At 51.9% G+C, this 12,571-nt stretch carries 9 protein-coding genes; 4 read left to right on the forward strand and 5 right to left on the reverse strand.

What is annotated here, in order from left to right; genetic code table 11:
* Nucleotides 1–62: 62 nt before the first annotated feature.
* On the reverse strand, nucleotides 63–1,217 hold the full coding sequence (gene nspC / locus QP938_13100; GenBank protein ID WIO74220.1) for a carboxynorspermidine decarboxylase: 1,155 nt from the start codon (nucleotides 1,215–1,217) through the stop codon (nucleotides 63–65).
* A 254-nt stretch (nucleotides 1,218–1,471) separates the two neighbouring features.
* Here nspC and QP938_13105 point away from each other — a divergent pair, with 254 nt between their 5' ends.
* Together QP938_13105 and QP938_13110 are read left to right on the forward strand one after the other, a co-directional pair.
* Nucleotides 1,472–1,834 carry a hypothetical protein gene (locus QP938_13105; protein WIO74221.1) on the forward strand — a complete coding sequence of 121 codons (363 nt, stop codon included), beginning with the start codon at nucleotides 1,472–1,474 and terminating at the stop codon, nucleotides 1,832–1,834.
* On the forward strand, nucleotides 1,831–2,718 hold the full coding sequence (locus QP938_13110; protein WIO74222.1) for a hypothetical protein: 888 nt from the start codon (nucleotides 1,831–1,833) through the stop codon (nucleotides 2,716–2,718). Before QP938_13105 ends, QP938_13110 begins: the two co-directional genes overlap by 4 nt.
* Before the next feature lie 288 nt (nucleotides 2,719–3,006).
* Here the strand turns inward: QP938_13110 and QP938_13115 are convergent, their stop codons facing one another.
* The 3 genes from QP938_13115 to QP938_13125 all read right to left on the reverse strand — a co-directional run bounded on the left by QP938_13115 (nucleotide 3,007) and on the right by QP938_13125 (nucleotide 8,468).
* Nucleotides 3,007–4,227 (reverse strand): saccharopine dehydrogenase family protein, encoded by a 1,221-nt coding sequence (locus QP938_13115; GenBank protein WIO74223.1) that lies wholly within the window; start codon nucleotides 4,225–4,227, stop codon nucleotides 3,007–3,009.
* 104 nt (nucleotides 4,228–4,331) lie between these two features.
* On the reverse strand, nucleotides 4,332–6,263 hold the full coding sequence (gene speA, locus QP938_13120; GenBank protein ID WIO74224.1) for a biosynthetic arginine decarboxylase: 1,932 nt from the start codon (nucleotides 6,261–6,263) through the stop codon (nucleotides 4,332–4,334).
* A 306-nt stretch (nucleotides 6,264–6,569) separates the two neighbouring features.
* Nucleotides 6,570–8,468, reverse strand: coding sequence for a beta-ketoacyl synthase N-terminal-like domain-containing protein (locus QP938_13125; protein ID WIO74225.1), 1,899 nt, complete (start codon nucleotides 8,466–8,468; stop codon nucleotides 6,570–6,572).
* Nucleotides 8,469–8,585: 117 nt separating this feature from the next.
* Between QP938_13125 and QP938_13130 the strand changes: the two genes are divergently transcribed.
* On the forward strand, nucleotides 8,586–9,599 hold the full coding sequence (locus QP938_13130) for a helix-turn-helix domain-containing protein (GenBank protein ID WIO74226.1): 1,014 nt from the start codon (nucleotides 8,586–8,588) through the stop codon (nucleotides 9,597–9,599).
* 4 nt (nucleotides 9,600–9,603) lie between these two features.
* On the opposite strand, the gene pdxH is transcribed toward QP938_13130, so the two are convergent.
* A complete protein-coding gene (gene pdxH, locus QP938_13135; GenBank protein ID WIO74227.1) occupies nucleotides 9,604–10,239 on the reverse strand; it encodes a pyridoxamine 5'-phosphate oxidase in 636 nt (211 codons plus the stop codon).
* A gap of 327 nt (nucleotides 10,240–10,566) precedes the next feature.
* Here pdxH and QP938_13140 point away from each other — a divergent pair, with 327 nt between their 5' ends.
* A complete protein-coding gene (locus QP938_13140) occupies nucleotides 10,567–12,489 on the forward strand; it encodes a TonB-dependent receptor (GenBank protein WIO74228.1) in 1,923 nt (640 codons plus the stop codon).
* Nucleotides 12,490–12,571: the final 82 nt, after the last annotated feature.

The following is a 12,571-nucleotide window of genomic DNA, read 5'->3' on the forward strand; positions in this document are numbered from 1 at the left end:
AAGAGAGATGGGAGACGAAACTACAGATCCAGCTTCGCCGTCTCCCATCTCACAATCAGGCTCTACGAAAGCCGGGTCTTAAAATCCTCGTACCCAAACTCTCTTACCACCTCCAACGAATCATCCCGCGAATCCCAGATCGCAATGGCGGGCAGGCGAATACCGTTAAAAGTAGTGGTTTTGACCATGGTGTAGTACGCCATATCCTCAAAAACCAGTCGGTCGCCCACTTTTAGAGGCTCAGCAAAGCTGTAGTCGGCAATCACATCGCCGGCTAAACAGGTCATACCGCCGAGGCGATAGTTATGCTCATACTCATCGGGCATACCTGAGCCAGTAATCACCGGACGGTAGGGCATTTCGATCACGTCCGGCATATGGCAGGTCGCGGAGGTGTCGAGGATCGCCAGGTTCATGCCGTTCCAGGTCAGGTCCAGCACCTCGGCCACCATCACTCCTGCCTGATAAGCAGTGGCTTCACCGGGCTCCAGATACACCTGCACATCGTACTTGGCAGCAAAGGCCTTGATGCGGGCGATCAGGTCATCCACTTGATAACCGGGGCGGGTGATGTGGTGACCACCGCCAAAGTTGACCCACTTCATGCGGTGCAGCAGGTGACCCCACTTCTCTTCCACCACATCAAGAGTGCGCTGAAGCGGCGGGAAATCCTGCTCACAGAGAGTGTGGAAGTGAATGCCGCTGATACCGTCGAGCTGGGTTTCGTCAAACTGAGACTGTGGAATACCCAGTCGCGAAAACTTGGCGCAGGGGTCGTAAATTTCGGTAGCCCCCTCGGAGTGCTCGGGGTTGACCCGCATACCAAACTCCATGTGCGGACGCTCGGTCTTGGCGGCCTGAATCAGCGGTTGAAAACGTTGCCATTGGCTAAACGAGTTAAACACCACGTGATCGGAAATCTGCAGAATCTCTTTCAGGTCGTCTTCTTTGTAAGCCGCCGAGAAAGTGTGTACTTCCTTACCGTACTCCTCTCGTCCGAGGCGCGCTTCGATAATGCCACTGGCACAGGTGCCGTGCAGGTACTTGGTCACCAGCGGCGCCAAACTCCACATGGAGAACGCCTTCAGTGCCAACAGGATTTTCGCACCGCTCTCTTTCTGAACGCGATCGAGAATTTGCAGATTGGCTTCGATAGCGGCCTTATCGACAACGAAGCAGGGAGAGGGGACGCGGGTGGGGTCGAATTCGTGGCTCATCCAATTTCAACTCGATAAATTAAAATGAAACTCTATTCTGTAAACAAAGCAGTTATATGACCTCTACCTATTTGAGCAAACACCTTTGAGCAAAAGAGTTTCTCGCGACAGAAAGCTTGGGCATTCTACCAGCAGATTATCCGTCAAGTACCTGTTTTTGCAGCCAAGCCGGTAATTTCACGGCAACCACAAACGATACTCTATTTCTATACTAGTTCTCAGGGCTGACGATATGACTATTCAAGGAACACATCATGCCACTCACCAAGAAGCAGCTTAATATCCTGTGTGCTTATCTGTTAACCAGTACGGTGCTGTTGAGCTGCTCAAGTGTTAACCCCTCTGAGGACTACGATTCAATCACAGCATCGCTGTCATTTCTCGCTGTCGGGGAAACCACCAAAGTTCACTTGCTGCAACGACTGGGCCAGCCAAGCTCCACTTATGAAAACGACGAAGTCTGGATATATCGAATTCAATACGACCAAACAACCGACAAAATCAAACCAGCTTATGGTCAATTCCCCATTTGGAACAGCTATCAATTAGTACTGCTATTTGATCCATCGGGGTTTTTGAGTGAATACAACCTGATCGGCGCTGGGGATGACCCATGACACTTCGAATTCTGGTCTATATAGCGAGCCTGGTTTTAAGCGGTTGTATTTATATTCCTATTCCCGGGACAGATCCACTGAAGGACGAGGAGAGCTGGCTGAGTGATACCCCGGAGGTCAGTCGACGTAAGGTGTTACTGCAACTGGGAGAGCCTATAGCAACTCGGTTGGATGAAAAAATACTGATCTATCATGATGTGCGTCTGGATAGTTTCTGGATAGTAGGCGCAGGGTATTCCGGGGCAGCAGGTGCTGGATATGACGCCTCTGCGCTGGTAGTGATTTTTGACGATCAGGGCCAAAAACAACAACACATATTGTTAAACCCAGCATCACTTTTACAAAGCCAATTGCCGATGGCATCCGGATATACGGTTCTGAGTGACTACTCAGCCGAATCCTTTGCCGGAAGTAAAGAGGAGGCGGCTAATCTCCGCCCCAAGTTAGGAGAAATTATTGTTGCAGAGCAAGAGCTACTGCAGCAGGCCCCATCAACAGTCAGCTGCCAGCTAAATATTTTTGGAGGTTATGCCGATGTCGACCTGAACTCCAGATTGGTCGGCACCATTGACCCGAGAACCTATCTCTCACTCTCTCTTGCCGTGGGAGAACACCATTTGAATGTCTTGCCACTCCACCCCACTGCCCCCAACCGGTTACCACAATTTCAACCGTCAGCATCATTGCGAATTAACTGTGAAGCAGAACAAGTGATTTACGTTCAAATAGAGGCCGAAACGACTTTCTGGAGCATAACACCTGGGTATTTTCTGTCATTGTTGCCAACAATTGAGGGGATTAAAGCGATTGATAAACGACGTCCTGTGCTGGCAGTTACCGGCCAAGGTTCAATGATAGAAAGCAAAGGGCCATGGCAGGACTAAACCTGTCATATTTGTTTCTCACTTCTAAGCGCGATCGAGAATTTGCAGATTGGCTTCGATAGCGGCCTTATCGACAACGAAGCAGGGAGAGGGGACGCGGGTGGGGTCGAAATTAATCATACTCTATCCATTCCATGTCATCCTGAGCGCAGCGAAGGATCTCTGTTTCTAAATCAACTTATGAGATCCTTCGCTGCGCTCAGGATGACAGATACGAAGTGAGCAGAGACGCCGAAGAGAGATCGCTGTTTCCATCTCCCATCTCTCGTCTCACATCTCTCAATCAGATCACGCGTCCAGCGCTTTCGCCTGCTCCAGATCGTACTCAACCACAGTCCATGGCAGGCCGTACTTGTTGAGATCTTCCATAAACGGATCCGGATCCATCTGTTCCATGTTCCAGACGCCGGCGCCGGACCACTTGCCTTCCAGCATCATTTTGGCACCGATCATGGCTGGAACACCGGTGGTGTAGGACACCGCCTGGGAGTTCACTTCGGCGAAGCACTGCTCGTGGTCGCAGATGTTGTAGATGTAGTAGCACTTCTCCACACCATCCTTGATACCGCGTGCAATCACACCAATGCAGGTGCGGCCTTTGGTGCGCGGACCAAGACTGGCCGGGTCCGGCAGCAGCGCTTTCAGGAACTGTACCGGCACAATCTGTTGACCGTTGTAGTCCATCGGCTCAATGCTGGTGAGACCGATATTCTGGAACACTTCGAGGTGTTTCAGGTAGTTATCGGAAAAGCTCATCCAGAACTGGGCTTTCTTGATGGTCGGGATGTGTTTGACCAGCGACTCCATCTCCTCGTGGTAGAGGCGGTAGATGTTGTAGGTGCCAACACCCTCCGGACAGCTGAAGCTGCGCTTCTGGCTCATCGCGTTGGTTTCAACAAACTCGCCGCCTTCCCAGTGACGACATGCCGCGGTGATCTCGCGAATGTTCAGCTCCGGGTTGAAGTTGGTGGCGAACTTGTAGCCGTGGTCGCCACCGTTGACGTCAACGATGTCGATCTGGTGAATTTCGTCAAAGTAGTGCTTGGCCAGGTAAGCGGTAAACACGTTGGTGACGCCGGGGTCAAAACCGGAACCCAGCAACGCGGTGATACCGGCTGCAACAAAGCGCTCCTGGTAAGCCCACTGCCACTTGTACTCGAACTTGGCCACTTCTGGCGGCTCGTAGTTGGCAGTATCCAGGTAGTGAACGCCAGTTTCGAGGCAGGCGTCCATAATGGTGAGATCCTGATAGGGAAGGGCAACGTTGATCAACAACTGCGGCTCAACTTCGCGAATCAGCGATACCAGTTCGGGTACGTTATCAGCATCAACAGAAGCCGTCTCGATTTGACGACCGGTCTTTTCAGCGACCTGCTGGGCGATGACCTTGCACTTCGCTTCGTTGCGGCTGGCCAGCACGATGCGAGTGAAAGTGTCAGAAAGTTGTGCGCATTTGTGGGTTACAACACCACCGACGCCGCCGGCGCCGACAATGAGGACTGTTGCCATCGTCTGTTTTCTCTCCAGGATGGGGCGGTAAGAAAACAGATTGGACTGCTCATACTCACTGGATATTGTAGCTATCCAATGAAAATGAACAGTCCCTGCAAGCTCTACCGCTCAAAGTAAGTATTACCGCTCAGGCACCTTGAGTAGTCTGCAAGTATCTGGCGGCGGTCTGCGGGCGCGATTCTACCATCTTGCACCGCTTTTTCAGCCCTATTTCTAAAACTGTTGAATAAATATAGTGACTCATACTCCACAGTGCGCAATACCTCATCGGCATCGTCCGCCTCAATCTCGTGAGCAAGGTCAAAGCTGCCATCGGCATTAATGCGAACGCTGATTGCGTGATTGTCACCAAACAGGTTGTGTAGCGAACCAAGCGTTTCCTGATATGCCCCCACCAGGAATACACCAATGCAATAGTCGTCACCGTGATTAAACTCGTGCAGAGGCAGGGTTTTGCTTGGCCCACCATCCCTGCCGATAAAGCGATCCATTTTGCCATCACAGTCACAAGTAATATCGGCAATCACCGCTTCGCGATTGGGCTTTTCATCCAGCCGACTCAACGGCATAACCGGGAACAGTTGTTGCAGTGCCCAGTTGTCTGGCAGTGACTGGAACAGGCTGAAGTTGCCGTAATAGATGTCGGCGCGGGCCTGGCGGAGATTGGCAAGATGTTCACTGATCTCTTTACCATCAGCCTCAAGGCCTTCTGCCATCGCGGCAATGCGCTGCATCAGGCCGTAATAGATATTTTCTGCCATAGCCAATTCCGCCAAACGAATATCACCTGTGGCAAACAGATCACGTACACGCTGACGCAGCTCTATGGCGCTGCTGTAGCTTTGCTCGATATTCTCTTCTGAGAGACGCTCGGCACAGACAAACAGGGCCGCGACTTGCGAATGCACATCATCCGGTAAAGACGCTGGCAGTGCCATTGGATCAAAATGACTGACATCAAGAATGTTAAACAGCAGGATTGAGCTGTAAGCCACTGTGGCGCGACCCGATTCGGTCACCAGCATCGGATGGGCAATACCCTCTGGATCGAGCATTTCGCGAGTGGTGCGAACAATACTCTGACAGTATTCATCAACACTGTAGTTTTTACTGTAACCACCGGTGCTGTTGGATCCGTCATAATCCACTGCCAGGCCGCCACCCATATCCATCCAGCCCATTGGCGCACCTTCGCCAACCAGATCGGTGTAGTAACGGCAGGCTTCGCGAACGCCTTCGCAGATATTGTCGATATCCGGTAATTGCGAACCCAGATGGCAGTGCAGCATCTTCAGGCAATGCAGCATGTTCTCACGCTTCAGCAGTTTCACCCCTTCCATTACCTGAATAATACTGAGGCCAAAAATACTGCGCTCACCGGAGTCTGCCTCCCAGTGGCCTTTCACTTTGGTAGAAAGTTTGATGCGAAAGCCGATATTTGGCTCGACACCCAGCTTGCGACTGCGCTCAATAATCAGTGCAATTTCATCCAGGGTCTCGGCCACAAAAAAGCAGCGCACACCTAACTGGTTGGCGCGCAAACCAAGATCAATAAAATCGCGATCCTTATAGCCATTACAGACAATAATGCTGTCGGTTCCACGCGTCTCTGCAAGGGCAATCATCAATTCCGGCTTACTGCCAGCTTCAAGGCCATGGTGATAGCGCTCACCGACACGAGCAATCTGCTCAATCACATAAGCCTGCTGATTGACCTTGATAGGAAATACACCACGGTACTGGGCGTTGTAGCCGTTATCAGCTATCGCTCGGGCGAACGATTCATTCAGCTGGGTGATGCGATCCTCAAGGAGGTTTTCAATGCGCAACTGTACTGGCGTGTCGTAACCACGCTCGCGAATACCACGAATAATATCGTTCAGCTTGACCGTTGCCCGCTGGTCTCCACATGGGGCGGATATGGTGACTTCACCCTCACTGGACAGATCAAAATAACCCGCACCCCAGTCACGAATTCGGTACAGTTCTGCGGATTGCTCCGCATTCCAGTCAGTTGAGCGGTTGTTGGTCAACTCTACAATCTCCAGTCAGGCAAAAACTCGCGGCTTTATATAGCTCAAAGCCCATAGATTCAAGGATTTTCACGGCTTTTTCATACCATAGTGCCGTGTGAGGACGTCAAACTACTGTTCAACCCGGATGAAAGCAACCTCTCTATCCCTAACGGTATAGTGAGCTAAAGATGAGCCTCACTACCTATGGGGCAGTGAGGCTGGGTTGATAAGGATTTCAAACTTAATCGAAAGACGAGATTGTCGCCTTCGGCGCCCAATGCGTTATGAACTTTTGCTTCGCTGCACCCAGGGCGACAGCGGTACTTAAACCATATCTGCGAATGGATTGCCCAATGTGAGTTCCACAGGCTGGGCAAAGCCCGGCACTACCACTGACTGGCTGGTGACTTTGATGTCAGCCTCATTAATCATTCCTTCGCCAAAGCGATAGATCGGTGCCAGCTCGCAGTGATCTGCCTGCTGCTCATAGCGCGCGGCAGCGGCTCGAGTTTCCTCGCGGCGATGACAGTAATCGGCGTACTGGTTCGGGTAACGCTTGGCCAGCATTTTCTCGGTCACTTGCGGCGACATAACCACGCCAGTGGCGTTATTGCCACCAAAACCTTTGGCATTAATAAACGCCACATCCAGCTCACCCGCACCTACATTGATGTCGGTGTTGGAAATTTTCAGATGATCCGCATAGACATCATCAGCCACCTTATCGATGGTTTTAATGCCCGGTACCAGACCGTATTTAAAGATCCCCAGGGAGTTGAGCATCTGGTCGCCACTGGCCGGAGCCATGGAGTGACCCACATAGGCTTTTACTGCCACCACTGGCCACTCTTTGATATCAAATGCTGCGGCCACCTGGTCAAAAATATGGGATTCGGTAACCCGGTTCTGAGGCGTACTGGAGCCGTGAGCCTGGATAAAGCTGCGCTTTTGTACCGCCTCGTCACCGAGAATAGCGCGGGCGGCAGCTACTGCCTTGGCGACCGAGACATAGTTGCCGGCACCGGGGCTGGAGATGGACTTCTTCACTCCGTCAGCATTAACAAACACATCCGGAACACAACCGTGGACATCGGCGCCCAGTTCAATGGCCAGAGCGTCATCCATCAGAATGATGTACTGGGCAGACTCGCCTGCGGTAAATCCGCAGTTCTCGCCAAATGGACGGCTGGTGCGTCGCGGATCGGGATTTTCAACACCGTCGATTTTCGCCAGACCTTCTTCGGTCGCCAGTGCACCCATGGTGGTAAACCCTTCCAGTACTTCCGGGTTCATCGGTGATTCGGCGTTGCCAACCACCGCCACTCGACGACGCCCATGACGAATGTCATCTACGGCTGCACGCAGGTTGTAGAGGAAGCTGGCACAGGCACCGGCCACCGATTCGGTATGACCGACACTGCCCAGCACGTAGGCGTTTAAAAAATCCGCCGGCATGCTGTTGAGAGCCATAGGAATCTGTTTGGAGCTTGGACGCCCACCCTTGAAGCGGTTGGAAATCACACCGCCCCAACCTTCTTCATGCAACTGGCCTAATGCACTGCTGGCGTATACGCCTATCTCATCCGGGTGTACGGAGTCAGTGATTTTCTGCCAATCAATCCCGATAGAGCGTACCGCGTCGGAGGCACCATAAATTGCCATCTGCAAACCACGGGGCTGGAAGCGGGAATTATAGAGTTCTGCCGGCTCAAATCCGGTGGGCAGAATACCGGCCGATTTCACCGGAATGCTGCGAAAATTGGGTACCAGGCCTTCGGCACTGCCCTGAATTTCAACTCGCACCTTGCCTTCTTCCAGCTCAGTCACCACCCAGTCAGACGGCAAGGTTGGCGGCAAGCTGCGACGACGGGTAATAAACTTCAGCGCTTCCCCGGTGGCTTCCAGTTTCAGCAAACTGTTACAGGGAACATTATCCGGGTCAAAATGATTGGCTTCGATGCGACGAATCAGGGTGCCATCCAGCACCTGCTGGCGATAACGGGCCGCAATCTGTTCTTCATTGACTGCATTGCCCTCAGAATCTTCATAGTGATCGTCAACCCAGCGAACCAGCTTCATCAAACAGGCCAATCCCACCAGAGTTTTGGTTTGCTCCTGTTCGGGGAGAGACTCCAGAACCATGCGACGATAGGCTTGGTGAAATGATCCCCTGCCCGCAGAGTTAATGCCGCCGAAGCCGACGATTACTGGTAACGCTGTCATGTTGTACCTCACTATTATCACTGCCTGCGATTGTAGGCACCGCGACCGGTTGATTAAAGGCCATTTTGGACATACAGTGCGGCATATCAGCCACCAAATTGACCAGAAGCTTTCTCTATGACCTCTACCACCCCATTCAAAGTCGCCATTCTGCTGTGCGACAAGTTGCTCTCCACCAGTGCCACTATGCCGATTGAGATGTTGCGAACTGCAGAGGCTGCAGCAAGGGGAGAGGACCGTACAGCACGGCGTATCCAGATTGTGACCCTGAGTGTCGACGGCGCGCCGGTCAGGAGTTCTGCCAATATCGAAATCAAGGCAGACAGAGCACTGAATGATGAGGCATATGATTTGGTACATATACCCGGCCAATGGCGCAACCCTCGACCTGCTCTGCGCAAATATCGTGAGTATTTACCCTGGCTGAGACGCCAGGCTGAACAGGGTGCGCTAATCTCTTCTGTGGGCACCGGCTGCTGCTTTCTGGCCGAAGCAGGCCTGCTGAATGATCAGCCCGCGACCACTCATTGGCATTACTTCGACCAGTTCCAACATGACTATCCGCAAGTGCAGCTCAAACGCCAGTATTTTCTGACCCGTGCCGGCAACCTGTACTGTGCGGCCAGCATCAATGCCCTGGGGGAGTTGATGGTTCACCTGATTCACCGCCTCTATGGCAGCGTGATTGCCACCCATGTTTCGCGCAACTTCTTCCACGAAATTCGCAACCTCAATGAACCTGTAGGCTACTTTGCCGATCAGGTGCAATACCACCCCGACGAACAGGTGGCCCAAGCGCAGATCTGGCTGCAAGACAATTTTGGCAAGCCGGTACGGATGAGTGATCTCGCCGCCCAGTTGGGAATGAGTATGCGCACCTTTAACCGACGCTTCAAAGCGGCATTGGGAAAGACTCCGCTAAGCTACCTGCAGGAAATCAGGCTGGAAAATGCCCGCGAACTGCTCCAAAAAGCCAATCTCTCGGTATCCGAAGTAGCCGGACGGGTTGGCTATCAGGATACCGGGGCATTCAGCAAGGTGTTTTCCGCCCACTACCACACTTCACCGACTCGCTATCGTGAAACCGTGCGGGCGAAATTATTCAAACCAGAGAAAACACTGAAGTATTAGGTAGCTAGGGTGCCAGCCTTTCGATCTGCCACTCGCCGTCCTGTAACAGGTACTGGAAGCGGTCGTGAAGGCGATGCTCACCGCCTTGCCAAAACTCAAATTCATTGGGAATCACTCGAAAGCCTCCCCAAAAATCGGGCACCGGAATCTCGCCTTTTGAAAACTTGGCTTTTATACGCCCGTACTCGGCTTCCAGAACCTGTCGCGAGCTGATGCGACTGCTTTGCTGGGAAGCCCAGGCACCCAGCTGGCTTTCCCGAGGGCGCTTGAGAAAATATTTCAACACCTGAGCCTTGCTCAGTTTCTCCGCTTTACCCGAAACAATCACCTGACGATCCAGAGCCAACCAGGGGAAATGCAGGCTTACATTGGGGTTGTTGGCTATATCCCGTGCTTTGCGGCTTCCCAGGTTGGTGTAAAACACAAATCCCTGCTCATCAAACCCCTTCAGCAACACCATACGCTGCCATAGTCGGCCGTCGGCACCAGCTGTGGCGACACACATAGCTGTAGGATCGGTAATTTCGGCTTCAATTGCCTGCTTCATCCAATGATCAAACTGCGCATATGGACTATCCGCCAAACTCTCCCTAGTGAGTTTGCCGTAGGCGTATTCCCTGCGTTGATGCTCCAGGCTCATGAATTTCTCCTCAATGGTACCGATCACAACTGTAGCCACTATTCTACGGTGAGTTGCCACGGCGCAATAGTATTTATGGTTTAGACAGTTGTCCTCTACAATTCAATGAGGGTCAGTCAACAGGACCGATAAAGCAGTGCAATTAAAAATAACCGGGAAACTCGGGAGTGAACTGTTATGAGCCAATGCAACCTCCTTGTAGCGGCTATACGTTGTAGCATCGCAACTACTGCAGGTCTCATCTGCTCCCTGGCGTGTGCCACTGACGATTATCTTACTGAACAAGACATAGTTTCCGAGCTGCCAACGGTGATGGGGGCAGCCCGAATGTCCCAATCGCTTGCCGCCACTCCCGCGGCGGTAACCATTATTGATCGGGCGCTTATTAATGCTTCCGGCGCCAAAGACTGGATTGACCTGTTCCGTCTGGTTCCCGGCTTTCAGAGTTACTCGGTCAACGGAAACCGTTATGGAATTGCCTACCACGGCATTGGCCGGGAATTTCCGAACCATCTGGAAGTGATGGTAAATGGCAGGTCGGTTTACCAGCCATTGTTCTCCAGTGTGGACTGGAGCACTGGTTTGGGAATCGCACTCTCCGACGTAGATCATATCGAAATTATTCGGGGCACCAATGCGCCAAGCTTTGGTTCCAACGCATTTTTAGGGGCGATCAACATAATTACACGAAATCCAATTCAGGATCAGGGCATGGCCGTTGAGAGTTGGTATGGCTCTAAGGATACCCGCAATCTCAATACCCGGATTAATGGCAAGCTTGCTGACATGGATTACCGGCTCTCGATCGGCTATCAACACAATAGCGGGTTTCCGGCAGTTCCTGATGGTTCAATGGATGACGGTCTGGAACTGTTCCAATCCAGCTTTCGAGGCAGCTACACCCCCAATGTACAAGACAGTTTTGATATTGAACTGGGCTTTACCCGCAACCGCTTTGGCTTTGGCGACCCGGATCACCCGGATGAATACAGCCCGGCACGCTTTGACAGCTTTTTCCAGTCAGTGAAATGGCAACGCACTCTCAATAGTGGCAACGAACTGCAACTGCACCTCTATCACAACGGCTTTGAGGGTGAAAATACGGTACCTCTTGGCGATTTATCAGAGCTGCTGGCTGCAGAGGTTGGAATAGATATTTCTACGGCAAAGGCAATTCTGTCCGCAATGGGCATTTCGGATGGTCCTTTTGAGATGGGTTTTCGCGATATCAGTTCGCAGCGTATTGATGCCGAGCTCCAGCACAATTGGCAGATTTCCGATAGTGTACGCACCAGTTGGGGAACAGGCATTAGAAGTGAATCAATTTCGGCAGAAGCACTTCTGGAACCTGAATCGTCGGTGGATATGACCAGTTACCGCCTGTTTGCAAACACCGAATGGCAGCCTCATGCGCAGTGGATTATTCACGGTGGTGCCATGTTTGAGCACAACCCCATCGTTGAGAGCATTTTTTCTCCCCGGTTGGCGGTAAATTACCTGCTTACCCCTAATCACAGTCTGCGTGTAGGGGTAGCTCGCGGTAATCGCTCCCCCTCCTTGCTGGAAGCTAATGAAAACAATGTTGATGTTCGGGATGGCGTTTTGCTGAATGCCGTGCGTCGCGCGGACAGTTCTCTGGACGCTGAGAAGCTGGCAAGCTTTGAATTGGGCTGGTTTGGCAACTTTCCTCGAAGGGGCCTGACCGTAGATCTCAGGGTCTATAAGGAGAAAATTCGCGATGGCCTTGAGCAGTATCAGCAGTCAATTGTCTCAGCCTTTAACGACGATCGTATTGCCATCACAGACAACCTGTTTCGCTCCACCACTAAAGGGGTTGAGTTGCAGGTTCGCTATCAGCCAAGTGACAAAACCCTCGTTGCGGCCCAATATGCTTACAGCAGTCTCACAGGTTCTTTCCCCGGCTCCTTTGATCCGGCCATTACTGTTACTCTGGACAGGTACACGCCCGCCAACACCGCCAGCCTCCTGCTCAGTCATGATTTCGAATACGGCATAAGTGCCAGCACCACTTTCCACTACCGTGATTCAGTGATTTGGAAATCCAGTGGTGATGTCATTGACTCAGACTACAGGGTTGATGCGCAATTGAGCTATCAACTCCCCTTTGGCAGCCCCGGCAACCGGCTATCCCTCGTCGCCCAAAATATCGGAAGCACCAGCGCTGATTTTCACCAAAACAATCGATATGAAACCGGCTACTACCTGAAACTTGAACTGGAGATACCCTGATGAGGCTAATATCAATCCTCCCTCAATGGTTTATATAAGCCTTTCACTTTATACTTATGCCCTAAAATAAAATGGTTCCCAC

This window comes from Porticoccaceae bacterium LTM1 (assembly GCA_030252795.1).
Lineage (GTDB): Bacteria > Pseudomonadota > Gammaproteobacteria > Pseudomonadales > Porticoccaceae > SCSIO-12696.